General features: G+C 63.8%; 17 protein-coding genes. 8 read left to right on the top strand and 9 right to left on the bottom strand.

The annotated features are described in order from the left end of the window. Positions 1-138 precede the first annotated feature (138 nt). On the bottom strand, positions 139-381 hold the full coding sequence (locus O4H62_RS16835) for a hypothetical protein (RefSeq protein ID WP_269389616.1): 243 nt from the start codon (positions 379-381) through the stop codon (positions 139-141). A 775-nt stretch (positions 382-1,156) separates the two neighbouring features. Here O4H62_RS16835 and O4H62_RS16840 point away from each other — a divergent pair. Beyond that, entirely contained in the window at positions 1,157-1,555 is a 399-nt protein-coding gene (locus O4H62_RS16840; protein WP_269389618.1) for a hypothetical protein, read from the top strand. 67 nt (positions 1,556-1,622) lie between these two features. Here O4H62_RS16840 and edd read toward each other — a convergent pair whose 3' ends face one another. The 6 genes from edd to O4H62_RS16870 all read right to left on the bottom strand — a co-directional run bounded on the left by edd (position 1,623) and on the right by O4H62_RS16870 (position 9,961). After that, positions 1,623-3,440, bottom strand: coding sequence for a phosphogluconate dehydratase (edd, locus tag O4H62_RS16845; protein WP_269389620.1), 1,818 nt, complete (start codon positions 3,438-3,440; stop codon positions 1,623-1,625). Positions 3,441-3,522: 82 nt separating this feature from the next. Further along, a complete protein-coding gene (gene pgl, locus O4H62_RS16850) occupies positions 3,523-4,245 on the bottom strand; it encodes a 6-phosphogluconolactonase (protein WP_269389622.1) in 723 nt (240 codons plus the stop codon). Continuing rightward, positions 4,232-5,707, bottom strand: coding sequence for a glucose-6-phosphate dehydrogenase (gene zwf / locus O4H62_RS16855; RefSeq protein WP_269389624.1), 1,476 nt, complete (start codon positions 5,705-5,707; stop codon positions 4,232-4,234). The genes pgl and zwf overlap by 14 nt, the downstream gene beginning before the upstream one ends. Before the next feature lie 457 nt (positions 5,708-6,164). Beyond that, positions 6,165-6,890, bottom strand: coding sequence for a DUF5343 domain-containing protein (locus O4H62_RS16860; protein ID WP_269389626.1), 726 nt, complete (start codon positions 6,888-6,890; stop codon positions 6,165-6,167). A 338-nt stretch (positions 6,891-7,228) separates the two neighbouring features. After that, positions 7,229-8,515: an NAD(P)/FAD-dependent oxidoreductase gene (locus O4H62_RS16865; RefSeq protein ID WP_269389627.1), complete on the bottom strand. Its 1,287-nt coding sequence runs from the start codon at positions 8,513-8,515 to the stop codon at positions 7,229-7,231. Between the two features lie 12 nt (positions 8,516-8,527). Then, on the bottom strand, positions 8,528-9,961 hold the full coding sequence (locus O4H62_RS16870) for a glutamine synthetase family protein (protein WP_269389628.1): 1,434 nt from the start codon (positions 9,959-9,961) through the stop codon (positions 8,528-8,530). A gap of 349 nt (positions 9,962-10,310) precedes the next feature. Between O4H62_RS16870 and O4H62_RS16875 the strand changes: the two genes are divergently transcribed. The 5 genes from O4H62_RS16875 (at position 10,311) to O4H62_RS16895 (ending at position 17,987) form a co-directional block, all read left to right on the top strand. Continuing rightward, complete coding sequence (locus O4H62_RS16875) at positions 10,311-12,842, top strand: methyl-accepting chemotaxis protein (protein ID WP_269389629.1); 2,532 nt, start codon at positions 10,311-10,313, stop codon at positions 12,840-12,842. 193 nt (positions 12,843-13,035) lie between these two features. After that, positions 13,036-14,004 (top strand): bifunctional helix-turn-helix transcriptional regulator/GNAT family N-acetyltransferase, encoded by a 969-nt coding sequence (locus O4H62_RS16880; protein WP_269389630.1) that lies wholly within the window; start codon positions 13,036-13,038, stop codon positions 14,002-14,004. Then, a complete protein-coding gene (locus tag O4H62_RS16885) occupies positions 14,001-14,909 on the top strand; it encodes a DMT family transporter (protein WP_269389631.1) in 909 nt (302 codons plus the stop codon). The genes O4H62_RS16880 and O4H62_RS16885 overlap by 4 nt, the downstream gene beginning before the upstream one ends. A 1,083-nt stretch (positions 14,910-15,992) precedes the next feature. Then, positions 15,993-16,385 carry a GFA family protein gene (locus tag O4H62_RS16890; RefSeq protein ID WP_269389632.1) on the top strand — a complete coding sequence of 131 codons (393 nt, stop codon included), beginning with the start codon at positions 15,993-15,995 and terminating at the stop codon, positions 16,383-16,385. A 402-nt stretch (positions 16,386-16,787) separates the two neighbouring features. Then, positions 16,788-17,987, top strand: a complete 1,200-nt coding sequence (locus O4H62_RS16895) for a multidrug effflux MFS transporter (RefSeq protein WP_269389633.1) — start codon at positions 16,788-16,790, stop codon at positions 17,985-17,987. Between the two features lie 156 nt (positions 17,988-18,143). On the opposite strand, the gene O4H62_RS16900 is transcribed toward O4H62_RS16895, so the two are convergent. Both O4H62_RS16900 and aceA read right to left on the bottom strand, forming a co-directional pair. Further along, complete coding sequence (locus O4H62_RS16900; RefSeq protein ID WP_269389634.1) at positions 18,144-18,380, bottom strand: SMc00767 family acetate metabolism repressor; 237 nt, start codon at positions 18,378-18,380, stop codon at positions 18,144-18,146. 96 nt (positions 18,381-18,476) lie between these two features. Further along, on the bottom strand, positions 18,477-19,766 hold the full coding sequence (gene aceA, locus O4H62_RS16905) for an isocitrate lyase (protein ID WP_269389635.1): 1,290 nt from the start codon (positions 19,764-19,766) through the stop codon (positions 18,477-18,479). A 248-nt stretch (positions 19,767-20,014) separates the two neighbouring features. Here aceA and O4H62_RS16910 point away from each other — a divergent pair, with 248 nt between their 5' ends. After that, positions 20,015-21,454 (top strand): helix-turn-helix domain-containing protein, encoded by a 1,440-nt coding sequence (locus tag O4H62_RS16910; protein WP_269389636.1) that lies wholly within the window; start codon positions 20,015-20,017, stop codon positions 21,452-21,454. Positions 21,455-21,699: 245 nt separating this feature from the next. Beyond that, positions 21,700-22,794, top strand: coding sequence for a polyamine ABC transporter substrate-binding protein (locus tag O4H62_RS16915; RefSeq protein WP_269389637.1), 1,095 nt, complete (start codon positions 21,700-21,702; stop codon positions 22,792-22,794). Positions 22,795-22,871: the final 77 nt, after the last annotated feature.

A 22,871-nucleotide genomic window follows, 5' to 3' on the forward strand; every position in this document is an offset into this window, starting at 1 on the left:
TCAGGCCGAGGGCGATGATGATCTTGTTCATTTTCGTATTCCTTTATGTGTCGGGTTGAAGACCTGGTCTTCGATTTTGCGCCAGGGATGGGATGAAGCCGGTTGGGAGGAACCCGGCCTCATCCTGTTATCCTGGTGTTAGAAGCTGAGATTGCGCTCGCGGTTCTGCGTATCGATTGCAGCCTGCGAACCATCGCCGAGCGATGCGGTTGCCGTGTAGTCGATACCGGCCTTGCCGGCCCGATCCTGGTTTTCACCAGCGGTGTGGTAGGCAGAACCGTAGCTGGCGCCGGGAAGCTGATCGTAGTTGAAGCTGGGCTGGGCGAACGCGCCGGTTGCTGCAGCGAGTGTCAGGCCGAGGGCGATGATGATCTTGTTCATGGTCGTTTTCCTTCTGTGTTTGTCTGGTGTGTCGTTAGACGGTTGATCTGCAATTTGCTCTGAAGCGTGCGGTCCGTTGATCGTGTTGATCTGCTGTCCGGGCCGCGCCGTTCCGATGAGCTAGAGATGGGCCTGCCGCGGATGACTTGCGAAACACATGGATGTGATCGGGCCGGGAAAAATGCGTGAGCCGGCAAACCAGTATTTTTTGATGAAACTTTTTAAGCGTAATAATATCAGTGATTTAGGCTATGTTTACGGCTTCTGGCAGCGGTTTTCTCGTCAACCGCTTCTGTCATGCACCGTTCACAATCCGGCACTTCCGGGCAGGGCGAAAGACCGGAAACCCGGCATTCTTCGAAGGCGATAAAATCCGACGGGGTCGGGCCTCGGCCATCGCGCCTGACTGTCAAAACCCGCCATTCTCACGCCGCCTCACAAACGCGTGATCGGTCTTTACGGGGTGTGATTAAAATGCGGGGGACTCGGAGGGTGTTTGGACCGCTCCTGAAGTGAAATAACGCCCGCTTCTCGACGCCGGCTATGGCAAATATGCCCCGCCCGAGCCTTTTACTCCCGTCCGGTTCGGGTCGCAGCCGGTGATGCCAGCTGCGGACAGCGCACTGCAGGTCAATTTAGATCCTGCTTAATTGTATGAATTCAGATGGTTAGATATCTCGATCGAATATCATCTGTTAATTTTCGTCTGCTACCATCCGTTGTCATGGGAACACTTGGCCACACGGGAAGGGGCCAATAACAAGGGGAATGAGCTATGGCTGCGGGGACAAACTATCTGCAGAGAGAAGAATCCTTCATGTACGACCGGGAAGTCCGGTACAAGATGGAGGAAACGATGAACGAGGCCCGGATCGAATACACCGAGAAGGGCGTCATGCACATGGCGTCGCGCCGTTGCCAGTTGATCGGCATTTCGCCGGCCGCAGCCGTTCTCGGCATCCTGACCCAGTTCAAGCTGCCGCAGGAGTTCAATCTCGATGTTCCCGAGGCGCGGATCTCCAGCATCGGCTGCGTCCTGACCCGCACTTACACCAACAACACGGTCGAAGTGCGCTTCCTCAGGCTGCTGACCGACAAGGAACTGCACCGCATCTACGTCTTCAGCGCCCACCCCAACCATCGCGACCACGTCATGGACGTGCGCTCCTGGTAGGAAGGTTCATGGATCAGGCAGGCGCGGCCGGACGGCCGCGCACCCATCCATGTTTCGATTGCGTCTCTTAATAAAGAACGCTGGCGCCCTCATCGGCGGTGCCGGCGTTGTCGCGCAAGCGGGCAAACAGCTCCCGGCCCATGCCCCATTCATTGTGACTGAGATCGGCGGTTGCCGGCTCGCGGGCGGCGAACTCCTCCGCCGGCATCAGAACCTCCAGCGATCCGGTCACGGCGTCGAGACGGATCATGTCGCCGTTGCGGATGCGCGCGATCGGCCCGCCGTCCTTGGCCTCCGGCGTCACGTGAATGGCGGCCGGCACCTTGCCCGAAGCGCCGGACATGCGCCCGTCGGTCACCAGCGCCACCTTCTGGCCCCGATCCTGCAGCACGCCGAGCGGCGGCGTCAGCTTGTGCAGTTCCGGCATGCCGTTGGCCTTCGGCCCCTGGAACCGCACCACGGCGATGAAGTCGCCATCGAGTTCGCCAGCCTTGAAGGCCTCCTGCAGGCCGCTCTGCGTGTCGAACACCCGTGCCGGCGCTTCCACCACGTAGCGCTCCGGCTTGACGGCGGAGATCTTGATGACGCCCTTGCCGAGATTGCCGGTCAGCATCTTCAAGCCGCCATTGGGCTGGAACGGCTTGTCCGCCGTGGTCACCACCTTGGGATCGCCGCTGACTTTTGCGATCGGCTCGCGCACCACCGCGCCATTCTCGCCGAGCCTGGCTTCCACCGCATAAGAAGAGAGACCCTTGCCCCACACGGTGCGTACGTCCTCGTGCAGCAGTCCGGCCGAAAGCAACTGGTCGATCATGAAGCCCAGGCCACCCGCTGCGTTGAAATGGTTCACGTCGGCCGGTCCGTTCGGATAGACCCGGGCCAGCAGCGGCACCGCGTCCGAGAGCTCCGAAATGTCCTCCCAGGTCAGCCGGATCCCTGCCGCCCGCGCCATCGCCACCAGATGCATCGTGTGGTTGGTCGAGCCGCCGGTCGCGTGCAGCCCGACGACGCCGTTGACCACCGAGCGCTCGTCGATCATCTCGCCTACCGGCGTGAACTCGTTGCCGAGCGCCGTGATCGCCAGCGCCCGCTTTGTCGCCTCGGCCGTCAGCGCATCCCTCAGCGGCGTGCCCGGATTGATGAAGGATGCGCCGGGCAGGTGCAGCCCCATGATCTCCATCAGCATCTGGTTGGAATTTGCGGTGCCGTAGAATGTGCAGGTGCCCGGCCCGTGGTAGGACTTGGATTCGGCCTCCAGCAGTTCGGCCCGCCCCACCTTGCCCTCGGCATAGAGCTGGCGGATCCGCACCTTCTCGTCATTGGGCAGCCCGCTGGTCATCGGTCCGGCGGGGATGAACACCGCCGGCAGATGGCCGAAACTCAGCGCGGCGATCACCAGCCCCGGCACGATCTTGTCGCAGACGCCCAAGTAGACCGCGGCATCGAACATGTTGTGCGACAGCCCGACCGCCGCCGCCATCGCGATCACGTCGCGCGAAAACAGCGACAGCTCCATTCCGGGCTGGCCCTGGGTGACGCCGTCGCACATGGCCGGCACGCCGCCCGCCACCTGCGCCACGCCGCCGGCCTCGCGCGCCGCCTTGCGGATCAGTTCCGGATAGGTCTCGAACGGCTGATGCGCCGACAGCATGTCATTATAGGATGTGATGATGCCGAGATTGGGCACCACGTCGCCGGCCAGATCCGCCTTCTCCGCCGGCCCGCAGGCGGCAAATCCGTGCGCAAGGTTGCCGCACGACAGCGTCGAGCGGAACGGGCCCTTGGTCGCGGTCTCGCGCAGGCGCGCAAGATAGGTCTCGCGGCTTGGCTTCGAGCGTTCGACAATTCGGGCTGTGACAGCTGCAATGCGGGGATCGACAGTCATGGCTGGCATCCTTCTGTTCGATTTGGGTGTGGGCCCTCGGCCCTCTCGCCGCCCGGTCGGCGCCGGGCGCAGGTCCGGGCGCTCAGGGCGCCCAGTAGATCTCGACCGGTGTCCTGGCGTGCCTCAACACCGAACGCACCGGCATCTCGGCTTCCGGCCCGGCGCCGAGCGCCTTGGCCAGCACGGCCTGCTTCTGCTCTCCTTCTATATGGAGCACCACCAGGCCCGCTTCCACGATCCGCGGCAGCGTCAGTGTCAGCCGGGGCTCTCCGGCACCCGGCGCCTCGATCGCCATCACGCTGCGGGCGCAGGCGGGAGCGGTCACCGCATCAAGCGTGGTCCCGCCGGGAAAGAACGAGGCGGTATGCCCGTCGGTTCCCATGCCCAGCACCACCACGTCGAACGGCAGCGCCAGCGCATCGACCGCTGCGGATGCTGCCTGCGCAACCGCCTCGGCATCACCGTCGGCATGATAGAGTGGCACGAACCCGGCTTCCGCCGCCTTGTTCTGCAGCAGGAACAGAGTGGCCAGCCGGTGGTTGGAGCGCTCGTGCGCCGGCGGAACCATGCGCTCGTCGACCAGCGTCACCGTCACCTTGTTCCACTCGATCGCCCGTTTCGACAGCGCCGCGAAGAAGGCCTTCGGCGTGGTGCCGCCCGACACCGCAAGCGTCGCCGCGTCGCGCGCGGTGATCGCCATCGCCAGCGCACCCGCCACCCTGTCGGCCAGCGCCTCGGCCAGTTCGCCGCCATCGGCGAAGCTGATCTGCCTTACATTGGACTGCGCAATCTCAGTCGCTTTCATGCCAGGTCCTGCCGTCGCGTTCGATCAGCGCAATTGCCTGGCTCGGCCCCCAGGTGCCCGCCGTGTAGGGCTGCACGGTCTGCCCGGTCTCGGCCCAGGCGGTCAGGATCGGGTCGACCCATTTCCATGCGGCTTCCACCTCGTCGCGGCGCATGAACAGGGTCTGGTTGCAGCGGATGACGTCGAGCAGCAGCCGCTCGTAGGCGTCCGGATTGCGCTCCTCGAACCGGTCGGCGAAGCTCATGTCGAGCGAGACGTGCTTCAGCCGCATTCCGCCCGGACCCGGATCCTTGATCATGATCCACTGCTTGACGCCCTCGTCGGGCTGCAGCCGCATCACCAGCTTGTTGGCGGTGATCCGCCCGGCGCTCGGTCCGAAGATCGAATGCGGGATCGGCTTGAACGCCACCACGATCTCCGAGATCCGCTCGCTCATCCGCTTGCCGGTCCTGAGATAGAACGGCACCCCGGCCCAGCGCCAGTTGTTGATCTCCGCCTTGATCGCGACGAAGGTCTCGGTGTTCGAAACCCCGCCTTCGAGTTCCTCCAGATAGCCCTTCACCGGCCCGCCTGCCGAGGCGCCGGCCTTGTACTGGCCGCGCACGGTCAGCGTGTCCGCGTTGGCTTCGGTGATAGGCCTGAGCGAGCGCAGAACCTTGAGCTTCTCGTCGCGCACTGCTTCGGCGTCCATCGAAGCCGGCGGTTCCATCGCGACCAGGCACAGAAGCTGCACCAGGTGGTTTTGCACCATGTCGCGCAGCGCGCCGGCCTTGTCGTAATAGCCGGCGCGGCCTTCCAGCCCCACCGATTCCGCCACCGTGATCTGCACGTGGTCGATATGCGCCGAGTTCCACAGCGGCTCGTAAAGCGCGTTGGCAAACCTGAGCGCCATAAGGTTCTGCACCGTTTCCTTGCCCAGATAATGGTCGATGCGGTAGATCTGCTCTTCCGAAAACACCTCGCCGATGGTCCGGTTCAGTGCCCGCGCCGATTCGAGGTCCCGCCCGATCGGCTTTTCCACCACGATCCGCGTCTCGTCGGTCACCAGACCGTTCGAGCGGATCTTCTCGGAAATATCGCCGAACAGCGCCGGCCCGACGGCAAGATAGAAAGCCCGGACCCGGTCCTTGCCCTCGTCGAGCAGGGCTTTCAGCTCCGGCCAGCCCCTGTCGGATTTGGCGTCGACGGCAACATAAAACAGCCGCGCCACGAAGCGCTCGACCTCGTCATCGTGATATTCGCCCGCCTTGAGGTGCTGCTTCAGCGCATCTCGCGCGAAGCCGCGATATTCCTCATGGCTCATCTCCGAGCGCGAGGCGCCGATGATCCGGGTCGGATCGGTCAGCTGCCCGGCCATCTGCCGGTGATACAGCGCCGGCAACAGCTTGCGCTCGGCAAGGTCCCCGGTGCCGCCAAAGACGACATAGTCAAATGGGTCGACCGGGATGATGATCTGGCTCATTGCATGGCATCCTGTCCGTGAACGGTGGGTTTCTCATAATCTAATCGATTAGATAAAGCTAGGGGTACAGCTCACCGAACGTGGCAAGCATAAGAAAAAACCGGGCAGGAGAAGACTCCACCCGGTCAAGGCATTAATCGGAAGAACGAAAGCGACCAGCGCCGACGCTCAGTTAAGACGGATATGAACGCCAGTGCGAGCGAACACGCTCGACACGGCCAAACCGAATACGGATGTAGGAAAGAACCCAGACCATCGGTTTACCTCATTTTCACGAGAGGCCTTGAAATGAGGCGGTATAGATGCGATTCTTAGCGTTGGAGAGTGCCTTGAATCGATGAGGTATACCGCCTCAATCCGATTGCTTGGTCATCTAGGCCGCCTTACCCCTGCCAGGGTTTGGCGGCTTTTTCGTAGTCTCCCCTCTGGCGTCGAAGACCAGAGCGCGAGGGGCTAATCAGGTCTCATCATCGTCCTCCATGCGCGTTTTGTTGTTCCTAGCATCCCTTTCAGAAATGACCGGGATGTAGAAATTCAGGAGGTGACCAAAGGTCGCCAAAAACTGATCGCGCTTCGCTTCACTCCATCCTTCATCAGGTGACGGCAGACTTTGGAGAAGTCCGGCGATAGCGGGGTTCAAGTAGGTATGGTGTTGCGTACCCGGATCATGCTGCGTTTTCTTTTCTGCGCGGACTTGCCCACCCGCAGGTGGCGGACGCCGAGGCGTCGTGCTTCGCTGTGTGGTCTTGCGTTCAGATCCTTCACGAAGACCTGCGGCAGAAAACAGCCCCGTAAACAATGTCATCATTCGAGCTTGTTGACCAACGGGCGTGTAACTGCGGAATGCGTCCCTTATCGCTGTTTCATCAGCGTCGGGCTCTATGAAATTCAAAGCGTCGGCGTATGCGCTGCGCAACCAATCGGCCATACGGGACTTGAACTCAGTCTCTGGCGCAAGCCTTAGTCCCTCAAAGGTGTCCGAGGGCTTCCCATCTTCATCGATCAAATCCAATGCGAAAAGCGCTTGTAGGGTTCGCGGAATGAGGCTGGCTGACACACCAGCTCGCGCTAATGTGTCCGAGGTAATAGGAGATGGCAAACCTTTACTCCGGTGCCGCTCCACCAGATTGAGCACAGCAGAGGCGGGGGCATAAGGAGCAGCGGCATCTTGTGTAACTGGCATCGCGTCCTCCGGGTAAAACAATCTTGCATGAAACCTTATCAGAACGCTGTACCCGCGTCAAATCCGCGTTACAGGTACATTCGAGATCAAAAATAGTATGCTTAAGAGTATGATATATATGAATAAATATTAGCATGGAAAAGTGATTAACTTGACTTGGTGAAAACGGATGTGGGCAACGTTTTTGATGTTCGCGCCCTTCACCGAGGTGATTCGGCGTCACTGCGGAGACCTTCTAGTGGTTTCACGATGCGGTTGAGGTCCGCACATTGCTGCAACGTCCGCCAGCGAAATCGATGGCTTACAACTTCGGAGATTTTGGCGTGGGCCTGATCTATTTAAAACCGGTCCCTCAACGAAAACCAGGTCAGCGCCAGGAACAACAGCGGCTTGCGGAAGCGGTCGCCGCCGGGGAAGGGGCCGACCTTGAGGTTGCGCATCACCTCGAGATCTTCCGAACCACCCAGCACATGGTCGGCATAGAGCTTGCCGCAATAGTTCGACAGCATCACCCCGTGGCCGGAAAAGCCGCCGATCGAGGTGACGTTGTTCATCACTTCGCGCACGAAGGGCCGCCGCGACAGCGTGATCCCCACCGAGCCGCCCCAGGCATGGGTGATCTCGATGTCCTTCAGCGCCGGGTAGAGCTCGGAGATCTGCCGGCGGATATGGCTCGAAATGTCGGTAGGATTGTCCGACGTGTAGGCCTCGCGCCCGCCGAACAGCAGCCGCCCGTCGGCACTCTTGCGGAAATAGCGCACCACGAAGCGCGAATCGTCGACCGATTCGCCGCCAGGGATCACCGGGCTGTCATCACCCAGCGGCACGGTGGCGCCGATGAACGAGCGGATCGGCATCACATGCGCCGATGTCACCGGTTCGAGCCCGTCGATGAAGGCGTTGCAGGCAATCAGCGCCCGGCCGGCGACGATGTCGCCGGCGTCGGTCTTTATCGTCACCTTGCCGCCGGTGCTGGAAATCGCCCGCGCCCGCGTGTTTTCATGGAGCCGCGCCCCGGCCGTTGCGGCGGCCCGCGCCAGACCGACCACGTATTTGAGCGGATTGATGTGGCCTGTGCCCGCGTCATGGGTGCCGCCGTGATAGCGCGTCGAGCCGAGGGCCGCGGCAAGTTGCTCGCGGTCGAGAAACCGCAGGCCTTGGTAACCGTACTCTTCGGTCATGATCTTCACGTGATCGCGGTAGTCCTTGACATAGCCCGGCTTGTGCGCCGCCGAGATCTGCCCGGGACGGAAATCGGCGTCGATGCCGTGCGTTGCCGAAAAGCTGAGCAGATGCATCTTCGCCCGCTCGGCCACGGCAAACTGCGCCTTCGCGTTGTCGCGGCCGAAATCCGCCTCGCTTTCCTCCACCCAGGCCCGCTGTCCGGTGCCGAGCTGCCCGCCATTGCGGCCCGAGGCGCCGTCGCCGAAGCGCGCGCCCTCGATCAGCACCACGTCCTTGCCGCTGGCCGCCAGATGATAGGCCGCCTGCAGCCCGGTAAAGCCGCCGCCGACGATCACCACGTCGGCGGTCGCGGGTCCGGGCAGCGCAGGGTAGGCGGGACGCTCGCCGAGCGTGGCCTCATAGAACGAGATGCCCGGCGCGATGGGGCTTTGGTAGGTCATGGCTTGCATTTCTCAGACGTTGAGCAGCAGGAACTCGCGTTCCCACGGGCTGATCACCTGCATGAAGGTTTCGAATTCGCCGCGCTTGACCCCGGCATAGGTGTTGATGAACTCCTGGCCGAACACCTGGGCAAAACTTGGTTCGCTTTCCAACAGCGACACCGCCTCGAGCAGCCCGCGCGGCAGGTCGACCGAGCCTTCGTTGACCGACTGGTAGGCGGGGTCCGATGGAACGATGCCATTGACCATGCCGAGATAGCCGCAGGCCAGCGACGCCGCCAGCGCCAGGTAGGAGTTGGCGTCCGACGAGGGCAGGCGGTTTTCCACACGCCGCGCCACCGGTTCGGAATGCGGCACCCGGAAGGCGGTGGTCCGGTTGTCGTAGCCCCAGGCATTGTTGACCGGGCAGGCCATGTCCGGCGTCAGCCGCCGGTAGGAATTGACATAGGGTGCCATCATCACCAGTGCCTTGGGCACGTAGTGCTGCATGCCGCCGATGAAGTTGAAGAAGGCCTCGCTCGGCTCGCCGTCGGGCTTGGAGAAGACGTTCTTGCCGGTCTTGGCGTCGACCACCGACTGGTGGATATGCATCGCCGATCCGGCATACTGCTGCATCGGCTTGGCCATGAAGGTGGCGTACATGCCGTGCTTGATCGCAGCCTCCCGGATCGTCCGCTTGAACAGGAACACCTGGTCGGCGAGCTCGATCGGGTCGCCGTGCCTGAGGTTGATCTCCAGCTGCGCCGGGCCTTCCTCGTGGATCAGCGTGTCGATCTCCAGCCCCTGCTTGTCGGAGAAATCGTAGATGTCGTCGACCAGCTCGTCGAACTCGTTGACGCCGGCGATCGAGTAGGACTGCCCGCCGGTGATCGTCCGGCCCGAGCGGCCCCGCGGAGGCTTCAGCGGGTAATCCGGGTCGTCCGACTGGGCCACCAGGTAGAATTCGATTTCCGGCGCCACTACCGGCTTCCAGCCGCGCTCGGTGTAGAGATCCACCACATGCTTGAGCACGTTGCGTGGCGTGTAGCTCACCGGATCGCCCTTGGTGGTCACCATGTCGCAGATCACCTGCGCCGTCGGATCGGTTTCCCACGGCACCACCGACAGCGTCGACAGGTCCGGCATCAGCTTCAAATCACCATCGAGCGGATCGTAGCGGAAATCGCCGGTCTCTTCCGGGTATTCGCCCGAGATCGTGTGCCGGAACACCGCCGAGGGCAGCGACAGCGAAGTGTTGGAGGTGAATTTCGACGATGGCATCATCTTGCCGCGCGCCACGCCGGCGAAATCGGGCGTGATGCACTCGATGTCCTCGATGCCGCGGACCCTGAGCCATTCGGTGGCCTGGGTCCAGTTGGCGACACCGCGCTTGATGTCGAGATATTTCGGCGCGGCAGCTTGCGCCGGTTTGGTTGAAGCCGGCTTGCCGGACTTGCGGGGTGCCATAAATCACCTTGGTTTGATCAGTAATGGCCGGATCATAAAGCTTTTTTGCCGCAGCACCAGCCACCCGCGCCGCCACCGGCCCTGTGCGGGCACCCGCATCGGGCGTCATATCACCGCAGCCTTGCGAGATGCCGGCCGCATGTGCGTGCGGTTCGGCGGGTGCAGCCTGCGATCTACCTCTGAAATTCGAACTTGTACGTTCAGGTTGCCTTAACCCCGTTCTGCCAGCATGTGACGACGGGGAGAGGCGCCCTCCATGTGTTGGCAGCGGTGCGCCTGCATGATGCAACCCTGCTTCTCGCGGTCCGCGCGCGCCGCATGTTTCAAGTCATTTCGGCAGGAACCACTCATGATCATCGATCGGCTGCTCGCCCGTTTCTCCATCCAGACCAAGGTGGTTGTCTTCATCGTTCCCCTCATTGCGGGGATGGCCGGCCTGGCCGCGATCAACCTCTATACCGGCAACCTGCTGGGCGAACGGCTGACCGGAACCAGCGCCAGCATCGAGACGCTGAGCGGCTTCAAGGAAGCCTATGCCGGCATGACCAACTTCCTGCACGACCAGAACGAGGAACGGCGCGCCGCGGTGATGCAGAGCCTCGATTCGCAGCTGCAGCGGCTTGAAAAGATCCTGGAACTGGCCGAGACCGAGACGGAGTCCGCGGCCATCACCCGGTCCCGGACCGTGGCCGAATCCCTGCGCGGCGATGTCGACGCATTGTGGGGGCTGCACAACGAGGTCACCGGCATCCATGCAGCCTTTGCGGACACGCTCAGTGAACTCGGCAATGCGCGTGAACGTCTCAACACCACGATCAAGACCGTCGGCGAGGAACTGGCCCGGGCCGAGGACGAAACCAAGACCCTGCTGCGGGCCGCCGACCAGCTTGGCAACGGCGCCCAGGCTATCGTCAGGATCTCGGGCGGCATCTCAGGCGCCGCGACGCCGGAAGAGGCCTTCGCTGCCGCCGACGATCTCAAGCGCGAGATCCGCAAGATGGCCAGGGACCTGCCCAAGGTCATTCCCGCCGACAAGCCGGCGCTCAAGAGCCTGCTGAGCGACAATCTCGAGGGCCTGCTTGCGGCGCAGAAGGCCGGCGTGGTCAACGAGGCCGGCATGATCGAGCTGCAGAAATACGCCAACGCGCTGCGTCCCTCGGGCATCATGCTGCAGGGCCTTGCCTCCCAGGTTGCCCGCGACGCCACTCTCAAGTTCGGTCAGCTCGACGACGAGATCCTCATGGGCCAGCAGATCATCACCGACAGCCGCGATTTCCTCGCCCATCTGTCGGCCCTGGAGCTGTCGATCGTCCATTTTCTCGGCCAACCCGACGCAACCCGCGGCGAGGATGTCGCCGCCAAGCTCAGCCGTGTCGACCAGAGCATCCAGCTGATCGCCTTCTCCAATGGCGGCGAGACCGTGATGGAGGCGATCGGCCCGGCCTGGAGCGCCAAGTCAGTCACGATTCCGGCGCTGATGGCCGAACTGATTGAGAAGAAAGCGGCCGAAACCAGCCTGTTCATGACTGCGTCCGAGCGCATCGATCAGGCCTGGAGCAGCGTTGTCGACTTCACCTCAAGCCAGCAGAACGGCGCTGAAGCGGTCAAGGACCGGGCCTCCGGCATTACCCTGTCGGCCGCCCTTGTCGGCGGCGTCTTCGGCCTGGTTGCCGCCTTCATGCTGATCGCCGCGCTGAAGGGCCCGATCCGCCGCCTGGTCCGCGCCATGGGCGATGTCGCCTCCGGCGATCTTGACGTCGACGTCACCGACAGTGCCCGCGCCGACGAGATCGGCGAGATGGCCCGCGCGCTCGACGTCTTCAAGATGAACGCCATCGACAAGATCCGCATCGAGGGCGAAAGCGAGAAGGAACGCGAGATGGCCGCCCGGGCGCGCCAGCAGTCCGACACCGAGAAGGCTCAGGCCGACGCCCAGGTTCGCTTCGCCGTCGAGCAGCTCGGTGCTGCGCTGCGCGATCTGTCCCAGGGCAATCTGGTCGCCACCATCGACACCCCCTTTGCCGGCGAGCTCGACAGCCTCAGGCTCGACTTCAACGGCTCGATCGAGCAGATGCGCGATGCGCTCAGCCACATCCGCGACAATGCCCGCTCGATCAGCTCCAACAGCGGCCAGATGCGCGCCGCCGCCGACGACCTGTCGCGCCGCACCGAGCAGCAGGCGGCCTCGCTCGAAGAGACCGCCGCCGCCGTCGACCAGATCTCGGCCACCGTGCGCACCGCCTCGGGCCGCGCCGCCGACACCGACAAGCTGGCTGGCGAGACCGCCGATGACGCCCGCGCCTCGGGCCAGATCGTTGCCCGCGCCGTCGATGCCATGAGCCGCATCGAGGAGGCGTCGGGCAAGATCGACAGGATCATCGGCGTCATCGACGAGATCGCCTTCCAGACCAACCTCCTGGCCTTGAATGCCGGCGTCGAGGCCGCCCGCGCAGGCGAGGCCGGCCGCGGCTTCGCCGTCGTCGCCCAGGAGGTCCGCGAACTGGCCGGCCGCTCGGCCACCGCCGCCAAGGAGATCAAGGAACTGATCGCGGCGTCGGGCGAGGAAGTCCGCTCCGGCGTCAGCCTGGTCGGCGAAACCGGCGAGGCCATCACCCGCATCATCGCCCGCATCGAGGAAATCTCCGAGCATGTCGGCGCCATGGCGACAGCCAGCCGCGAACAGTCGACCGGGCTCGGCGAGGTCAACGCGGCCGTCAACCAGATGGACCAGATGACCCAGCAGAACGCCGCCATGGTGGAAGAAACCAGCGCCTCGAGCCACACCCTGGCCCAGGAAGCCGCCGAACTCACCGCCCTCGTCGCAAAATTCCGCCTCGACCTCGAGGACGCCGGCCACGCCGGCCACAGCCGCGCGGCGTAAGGTCGCCCTTCCTCTCCAGCCGGTTTTCCATTGGCAACCCGGCTGGTCTGGACAACAGCTTGTCCACCTCCCCTCAAGCGGGAGGGGAAGCCTTAGCCACGGCCCGTCCACACGCCCCTCACATTCCGCTTCCGTATTCCCGCGCCTTTGATATGTTGACCAAGTCAACATACACCGTGGCAGGCAGGCTCGCATGCACGACATCGACACCCGGATCGCCGAGATCCGCGCCTTCAACCGCTTTCACACCAGGCTCGTCGGCGCGCTCGACGAGGGGATGCTGGCGTCGGATTTCCCGCTCGTCCAGGTCCGGGTGCTCTACGACCTGGCCCATGCCTGCAATCTCGCCGCCGCCGATCTCGTCGCCCGCCTGGGCGTCGACGCCGGTTACATGAGCCGGATGATCGCGGCACTTGAAAGCCGCGGGCTGATCGAAAAGACCCCAGACAGCGACAACGCCAAGCGCCTGGTCCTGTCGCTGTCGCAGCAGGGCAGGGCGGTGTTCGAGCGGCTCAACCGGGCCTCCGCCGAGGAGGTGCGGCAGCTGATTGCGCCGCTGTCGGAGGATGAGCGCCGCCAGCTGGTCGGCGCCATGCACACCATCCGCCGCCTGCTCGGTGATGATGCGCTCTCGCCCTCCATCGGCCCATCGGACCCCGCCTCGGCCACTCCCTCCACCAAAACACGCTTCACCCTGCGCGCCCCCCGGCCCGGCGACATGGGCCGGGTGATCCACCGCCAGGCAGCACTCTACGCCACCGAATACGGCTGGGACTGGAGCTTCGAGGCGCTGGTCGCCAGGATCGTCTCCGACTTCATCACCGGCTTCGACCCGGCGTCCGAGCGCTGCTGGATCGCCGAGGTCGACGGCGAGATCGCCGGCTCCGTCTTCGTCGTCCGCAAGGACGAGACCACCGCCAAGCTGCGCCTGCTCTATGTCGAGGCCTCGGCCCGCGGCATGGGGCTTGGCCGGGCGCTGGTGGGCGAGGTGATCAGCTTCGCCCGCGCGCGCGGCTACACAAGCCTCGAGCTCTGGACCAATTCCATCCTCGTCTCCGCCCGGCGGATCTACCAGGCCGCGGGTTTCGAGCTCGTCGACGAACAGCCGCATGTGAGCTTCGGCCACGACCTCGTCGGCCAGACATGGGTGCTCGAGCTGTGAACACGGGTGTCGTCGCCGGGCTGTTCACCGGCATGCAGGTGGGCGTCGCCCTGTTCATGAGCCAGCTCGTGGTCGGCGATGTCGGCGTCGGCCTGCTCGGGCTGATGCGCTACGGCACCGCGCTTGTGTGCCTGCTGCCTGTCGTCTTCCTGTTCCGCAAATCCCCGCCGATCGCCGCGCGCGACTGGCCCTGGATCGTGCTTCTCGGCATGGGCCAGGTCGGACTGATGATCACGCTGCTCAATCTCGCCGTCGCCTACACCAGCGCCGCCCGCGTCGCGCTGATCTTCTCCACCCTGCCGGCCATCAGCCTGTGCGTCGACATCGCCCGCCGCCAGGTCACGGGCGGCCGGCTTTCCGTTCTCGGCATCAGCCTGAGCATCTCCGGCGTCGCCGTCCTCGTCGGCCATGATGCGTTTGCCGCGCGGCTCGCAGGCACGGAACTGATCGGCATGGTCGCGGCCCTTGCCGCCACCTCCATCGTTGCCGTCTGCTCGTCCTTCTACCGCCCCTACGTGATCCGCTACGGCGGCGCCCGGCTCGGCGTCATCGGCTTCTGCGTCTCGATGCTGCCCTTGAGCCTTCTCGTCCTCTTTCTGCCGCCGGGAACCGCTGTTGCCGACTGGCAGGCCTCGACATGGTGGCTGGTGCTCGCCATCGGCGTCTCCTCGGGCGTCGGCTATTTGCTGTGGTTCCACGCCATCAGCCGGCTGCCTGCCACCCGGGTCACCGGCTTCCTGGCGCTCAACCCCGTGACCGCCGCCGTCCTCTCGCTGATCTTCGCCGACACGCAAGTCACCCCGACCCTCATCCTCTCCGTCTGCCTTGTCTGCCTCGGCATAGCCTGCTTCGCCCTCTCCCCGCCCGCCAAGGCGCCGGATCCGGAGGCGGCGACTGTGGCGTGAGGGGGTGAGTCCGCCCGCAATATTCGTCTGCGATCCCTCCATCGTCATCCTCGGGCCCCGACCCGAGGATCCATTCCGTGATCTCATACAACGTGGACGCGGCGGTCCCCCCTCTCCCTTGGTGGGAGAGGAAGAAAAATCACGGCCTTGGTGCGTAGCGCCAAGTCGTAGATTTTTCAGGTGAGGGGGGTATTCCATCCCCCTAAACAGACCCCCTCTCTTGCAAAATCTATGACTTAGCTGGCGCTAAGTTCATGATTTTGCTTTCTCCCCCACCAGTGGGGAGAGGGTGCCCGCTGCGAGATCTGCGCAACGGAACACCGCCATTTCATCCACACCCTCCGCCCCCATGCCATACTCATCCCGCTCCCGCCGCCGGATGGTCCGCAAACGTCTCGGACCGGGCGGGAGGAAGGCCTTCCAAAGCTGCCGTAACGTGCGGCGGGCCGAGGGAGGAGGCAGAGCACCGGCATTGCTCAGCTGGCAGCCGTTGCGCCGATCAGGCGCGCGGCTGACCATCCACCGGAGAAATCCTTGCCCTTTGTGCCGGTCCGGGCCGGCCGGCAGCCGGGACGGGGATGGAAACGGGCCTGTGGCGGGCCGTCTTGCGGATGCGGGGAAGGGCACGGCGTTCAAGCGCCGCCGCCCTGGCGCCCCCGGATCGTCAACGCGAGGCCAAGCCCGTGTCGGAGAATGCCGTAAGCCGCTTGAAGCCGCCCGTGTCCGGGCAGCGATCAAGTGGCACGCCCTGCCTGTCGGATGCGGACACCATCCGGCGATCATCGGGTCTGCGCGCGGATTGCGCCACCCCCGTGCATGCGCCTCGCATGCACACACATACAAACCTTTCCCAGAGGCGTCAGCCCGCGCGCGGCCCTCCGGACCCGGTCTCCCCTTCAAAACCCCGGCGGTTGCCCGCGCGGGATCGCGGGGCGCTGTCGTTCCGTAAGTCATATCTTACGCAAATCCTCTTCACCGGAAACCGCACCCTCCCGATTGCCCCCCCGATTGCAAGGCCGGCTGCATGGCCTGTAGACTTCAGTCCTTGTATTGGCGGCAATTGCAGGCCGAGGAGGTTTTGACATGACAAACGTCACCGGCGGCTGTCTTTGCGGCAGGGTCCGCGTCACTGCGTCGGGCGATCCCGACCGGGTCGGCCTCTGCCACTGCCTCGATTGCCGCAAGCACCATGGCGCCCTGTTTCATGCCTCGGCCATCTTCGCGCAAGCCGCCGTCAGCGTCGAAGGCGAAACGCGCCATTATCAAGGCCGGCATTTCTGCCCTCATTGCGGCTCCTCCGTCTTCAGCCGCTCGGGCGACGAGTTCGAGCTCCATCTCGGTGCGCTCGACCAGCCCGATTGCTTCACACCGACCTACGAACTCTGGACCCTGCGCCGCGAATCCTGGCTGCCGCCGTTCCCGCTCGCCCGGCATTACGAGCGCGACCGCGAGGGCGAGGGCCGCGAGCAGGCGTAGCCTTGGTGCAACACCCGGTCCCCAAAACGCCCCTCCGGTTCCGGATCCGCGCTTTGCAGATCCCGAAAACGGGGCTACAGAAGTCCTCACGCCCAATTGCGGGAGCACGTGTTGTGAACAGTTTTCCATCAATCCGGTAGCTCAGGCGGATTTCAGGCCCGGTCTGCGAAGGCATTGTGACCTTCGGCGTCCTGGCAGAATCTGATCTCCGCCCGCTCCACCAGAAAATGTGACGGCCTTTCGGCAGTCAGGCTTTTCGTTTCGTCGCCGCGGCATCAGCCGCCGGAACGGGCACGTTTGCTGCTGCTGCCAATTTCTGTCAGCGAATCGAAATATCAGGAGGATGGCGCATCCCGTTTGATTGCAAGGGGTGCGGCCTTCCCGCTTCATGAGGTTGTTTCAATGTCTCCCTTCTTCCGTTCCGCGGTCGTGCTCGGCCTGTTGTGCGCCACCGGCCCGCTCGCCATCGACATGTTCCTGCCGGCGCTGCCCACCATTGCCGGCAGTCTCGGCAGCACCGTCGCCGCGGCGCAATTGACCATCACCGCCTATTTCATCGCCTATGGCCTGGCCCAGATGGTCTACGGCCCGGTGGCCGACATGGTTGGCCGCAAGCCGCCGTTGATTGCAGGTCTCGCGCTGTTTGCCGTGGGCTCGGTCGGCTGCGCGCTGGCGCCGGACATGAACTGGCTGGTCGCCGCCCGCGTCGTCCAGGCCTTGGGCGGGGCCGCGGCCATGGTGATCCCGCGCGCCATCATCCGCGACATGCACACCGGCCCCCAGGCGACCCGGCTGATGGCGCTGGTCATGCTGATCATCTCGGTCTCGCCGATGCTTGCGCCGCTCGCCGGCTCCGGCATCATCGCGCTGTCGGGCTGGCGGGCGATCTTCGCCACGCTGGCAGTCGCGGCCGTGCTCAGCATTGCCGTCACCCTGCTCATGCAGCCCGAAACGCTTCTGCCCGAGCACCGGGTTCCGGTGCGCTTCTCGGCGCTGCTTTCGGGCGTTTCGACGCTGCTGCGCGATCCGGTGTTCATGGGGCTGACCTTCGTTGGCGGCTTCGGCATGGCGAGCTTCTTCGTCTTTCTCGCCTCCGCCTCCTTCGTCTACACCGGCCATTACGGGCTTTCGCCCACCGGCTTCAGCCTGGCCTTCGCCGCCAACGCGGCGGGCTTCTTCGCGGCCTCGCAGCTTGCGGCCAACCTGGGCGAGCGGTTCGGGGCCGAGCGCGTGGTCAACTGGGCGGTCACCGGCTTCATGGGCTTCTCGCTGCTGCTGGTGGCGCTGGTCTGGCTCGGCATCGACCAGTTCGCGCTCTTGGTCGGCCTGCTGATCTGCGCCAATGCCTGCCTCGGCCTGGTCATCCCCACGGCAATGGTGATGGCGCTCGATGATCACGGCGACATCGCCGGCCTCGCCTCCTCGCTCGGCGGCATGCTGCAGATGCTCTCGGGCGGGGTGATGACCATGCTGGTCGGCCCGTTCTTCAACGGCACGCCGCTGCCCATGGTCGCGGCCATCGCCATTTCCGCAGTCCTTGCCTTTGCGGCGATGCGCTTCACCGCCAGCGCCCGCACAAGGCGCCCGGTGGCGCCGGCCTGATCGCCGCCGGCCTCAGGAGCACCCACAAAAAACCCGCCGTGGTTTAAAACCGCGGCGGGAAATTTATTGCCTGGAGGCAAATCCGGGAACAGGGATCCCGGAACCGGGGGCGGGGTCTTCAGGCTCGAACGAGCGGCCCGAAGTTGCCCGCTATCTTCAACGGCCCTGCGTGACGATCACCGGGATCAGCAGGTCACCCCAGTTGCCTTCGCCGCCATGGTGGCGGGCCGAGCGAACCAGCTCCACCGACACGCCGGCATCGACGGCCTTCATGACGGAGTGGTTGAGACGGTGCAGGTCGTTGGCCAGCATGCGGATTGCTGCCTGCTGGTCTGCATCCATTGCCGAAGACTGCTCTTCTGCTCTTTCCTTGACGCGGGTCTGGGGTGCCATGTGCATTTCTCCTCTAGCGGGGTTTGTGATCGGGTCGTCTGGGTCGTCTGTCGGGGTCCCCCACCCGCCCTTTGGCGGGTGAGGGGCTGTCTTGCTTTACTCGGCAGCCGGCTTGAACTGGGCCGATTCTGTCGATTCGCCCATTGCGGTGGTCGAGGACTTGCCGCCGGTGATCGCCATCGAGACGGCGTCGAAGTAACCGGTGCCGACTTCGCGCTGGTGCTTGGTCGCGGTGTAGCCGTTGACCTCGGAAGCGAATTCCGCTTCCTGCAGCTCCGAATAGGCTGCCATCTGGCGGTCCTTGTAGCCGCGGGCCAGTTCGAACATGCCGAAGTTGAGCTGGTGGAAACCGGCCAGCGTGATGAACTGGAACTTGTAGCCCATGGCGCCGAGTTCGCGCTGGAACTTGGCGATGGTCGCGTCGTCGAGGTTCTTCTTCCAGTTGAACGACGGCGAGCAGTTGTAGGCGAGCAGCTTGCCAGGGTGGTGCTTGTGCACGCCCTCGGCGAACTTGCGGGCCTGCTCGAGATCCGGCTTCGAGGTCTCGCACCAGATCAGGTCGCAATGCGGGGCATAGGCAACCGCGCGGGCGATGCATGGCTCGAGGCCATTCTTGATGTTGTAGAAGCCTTCGACGGTGCGGCCGGCATCGTAGTCGACGAACGGACGGTCGCGCTCGTCAATGTCGGAGGTCAGCAGCTTGGCGGCTTCCGCATCGGTGCGGGCGATGACGAGCGTCGGCGTGCCCATCACGTCGGCGGCGAGGCGGGCGGCGTTGAGGTTGCGGATGTGCGCCGCGGTCGGGATCAGAACCTTGCCGCCCAGATGGCCGCACTTCTTTTCCGATGCCAGCTGGTCTTCATAGTGAACGCCGGCTGCGCCCGCCTCGATGAAGGCCTTCATGATTTCGAACGCGTTCAGCGGTCCGCCGAAACCGGCTTCCGCGTCGGCGACGATCGGTGCGAACCAGGTGTCGACCGACAGGCCCTTGCCTTCCGAGGTTTCGATCTGGTCGGCGCGCTGCAGCGTCTTGTTGATGCGCTTGGCCAGTTCCGGAGCGGCGTTCGCCGGGTACAGAGACTGGTCGGGATACATCGACGAAGCGGTGTTGGAATCGGCGGCAACCTGCCAGCCGGAAAGGTAGATCGCCTTCAGCCCGGCGCGAACCTGCTGCATGGCCTGGTTGCCGGTCATGGCGCCCAGCGCGTTGACGAAATCTTCCTCGTGGATCAGCTTCCACAGCCGGTTGGCGCCCATTTCAGCGAGCGAGTACTTGATGTTGACCGAGCCGCGGAGCTTCTGCACGTCTTCAGGGCTGTAGGGACGCTCGATGCCGTCGTAGCGGCCTTCGGGTGCGGTTGGAACGAGATTGTAAAAATCAGTCATGACGTCTCTCCGGTCAGGGTATGTTGCTGTCCAGCGAACCAGCTTGGGAGCCCTTCGTTCGCCTTCGATGTGACTGGATTTACATTGCGCTGCACACGAAGCCGAGAGAATTCAGCAAATGCGGTCGAAAAATCAGGTCAAGCTGTCTTGTGTTTGACAAAACCGGAGTGTAAATTTGTCACAATTGTAAAAGCGAAATCTCTGCGGACTGTGGCGAAAGTCTGTAAAATCCTGTAAAGATCGAGGCGATGGCTGAACAGAAGATATTTGCCGGTCCGCGCATCCGCCGCATCCGCAACGCCAAGGGCTTGACCCAGACCGCCATGGCCGAGGCGCTCGGGATTTCTCCCTCCTATCTCAATCTGATCGAGCGCAACCAGCGGCCCTTGACGGTGCAGCTGATCCTCAAGCTCTCTTCGGTCTACAAGGTCGACGTCGAGGAGCTGCAGGGCGAGGGCGGCGGCACCACGCTGGCAAGCCTCAAGGAGGTCTTCGCCGATCCGCTTCTGACCGGCGAGCTGCCGGGCGACCAGGAAGTGGTCGAGATCGCCGAAGCCGCGCCCAATGCCAGTGCAGCCATCCTGAAGCTGCACCGCGCCTACCGCGAGCAGGCCGAGCGCCTGTCCGATCTCTCCGCCATGCTGGCCCGCGAGGGCCACAGCCCGGCGCTGTCGGGCGCGCGGCTGCCGATGGATGAAGTCCGCGAGTTGCTCGAGAACCGCCCCAATCACCATCCGGCGCTGGAAGAGGAGGCGGAATCCTTCCACCAGGTGCTCAAGCCCGGCGATGATCTGATGGGCGCGCTCAAGGCCTGGCTCAGGACCGAGCACGGCGTCGTCGTCCGCCCGCTGCCGGTTGCAACCATGCCCAACTGGCGCCGCCGCTATGACCGCCACTCGCAGCGCCTGTTCCTGTCCGAACGCCTGTCGCCGTTCGACCAGCTGCGCGAGGTCGCCATGGAAGCCTCGCTGATCCGCATGAATGTCGCCATCGCCGCCGGCGTCGGCGAGCTCAAGCTCTCGAGCGACGAGGCCCGCCGCATCGCCCGCTTCGAACTCGCCCGCTACGCCGCGCACGCGCTGATGATGCCCTATCAGGCCTTTCACGCCGCCGCCCAGCGCGCCCGCTACGACATCGACGTGCTGAAATCGCGCTTCGGCGTATCCTTCGAGCAGGCCGCCAACCGCGTCACCACGCTGTGCCGGCCGAACCTTTCGGGCGTGCCTTTCTTCATGCTTGAGGTCGATGTCGCCGGTCACCGCTTCCGCCGCGCCGGGGCGCAGGGCTTTCCGCAGCAGCGTTTTGGCGGCAATTGTCCCAAGCTGTCGATCCACGCCGCCTTCTCGCAGCCCGCGCAGGTGCTGGTCGAGGCCGTCGAAATGCCCGGCGGCGCCGAGTTCCTCACCGTCTCCCGCACACTCGAGGGGCCGCAGGGCGCGTTTTCCGAACGGCCCCGCCGCACCGCCATCCTGCTCGGCTGCGACATCGGCTTCCGCGATGAAATCGTCTATGGCGAAGCCCTGCCGATGAGCGGCGGCAAATCAGCGCAACCGGTTTCCATTCCCGTCGGTCCGGCCTGCAGGCTGTGCGAACGCGCCGGATGCCTGGCCCGCGCCGAGCCGCCGATCACCCGGCCCTTGGGGCTCGACGAGATGGTAACGGGGCTTTCAGCCTTCGATTTTCAATGACCTGACCCCGGTTGACCGCGTGCGGGCATGCCAGGTGGTGGACAACGGCGCGGCGGAAGTGCGTTGCAGCATTTTCTCGGGCAGGGGTATCAGGAAATGACCTGATCACCTCTTGTGCAACCTGAGATTCCGCCTAAAGTTGACCCATCCGCCGCACCCTGCCGCTCAAGGTCGGGACGTGGACGTCCCCCGGGCGGCCCTGCCGTCCGCCGGGTGGCAAGATCCGAAGAACGAGAGGAACAGGAATGACCCTGAAAGCCCGCCTAATCTCCGCAGCCGTCATGCTCGCCGCATCGACCGTGCTTGCAACCGCCCAGGAGCGCGTCGTCAACGTCTACAACTGGTCCGACTATATCGACGAGTCGATCCTCGAGGAATTCACCAAGGAAACCGGCATCAAGGTTGTCTACGATGTTTATGATTCCAATGAGGTTTTGGAAACGAAATTGCTCGCCGGGTCGACCGGTTACGATCTCGTGGTCCCGACCGGGACTTTTCTTGCCCGGCAGATTCAGGCCGGTGTCTATCAGAAGCTCGACAAGTCCAAGCTGCCCAACCTGGTCAACATGGACCCGGCCATCATGTCGCGGCTGGAAAAATACGATCCCGGCAACGAGCACGCCATCAACTACATGTGGGGCACCACCGGGATCGGCATCAACGTTGATATGGTCAAGGAACGTCTAGGCGACCAGCTTCTAAATACCTGGGACATCGTTTTTAAACCGGAGATACTAGCCAAGCTCGCCGATTGCGGCGTCTACATGTTGGATACTCCGGACGAAATGGTCCCTGCGGCGCTGAACTATCTCGGCCTCGATCCGGACTCCAACGCGGCCGAGGACATCGCCAAGGCCGAGGAACTCCTACTAAGTGTCCGTCCGAGCGTGAAGAAGTTCCATTCCTCGGAATACATCAACGCGCTTGCCAATGGCGATGCTTGCCTGGCCGTCGGCTGGTCCGGCGACGTTCTACAGGCACGCGACCGCGCCGCTGAAGCCGATCAGGGCGTCACCATCGATTACATCATCCCCAAGGAAGGCGCGCTGATGTGGTTCGACAGCTTTGCCATCCCGGCAGATGCGCCTAATGTCGCCGAGGCACATGAGTTCCTCAATTACATGATGAAGCCGGAAGTGGCCGCCAAAGCCTCTAACTATGTCTACTACGCCAACGGCAACGAGGCCTCCAAGAAGTTCCTCAACGAGGACGTGATCGGCGACCCGGCTATCTACCCGGATGAGGAAGCCTTCGGGCGTCTCTATAGCACCTCGCCAAAGGATCAGCGCACCCAGCGCCTCCTGACGCGGACCTGGACAAAGGTCGTCACCGGTCAGTGACACGAGAATGAACCCCCGGTCCGGTCAATGGGCCGGGGGTTTTCACTTCGGCGCCTCTGCGCCTGACGTCAAACGCA

It is taken from the genome of Parahoeflea alexandrii (genome assembly GCF_027214025.1).
Classification (GTDB): domain Bacteria; phylum Pseudomonadota; class Alphaproteobacteria; order Rhizobiales; family Rhizobiaceae; genus Hoeflea; species Hoeflea alexandrii_A.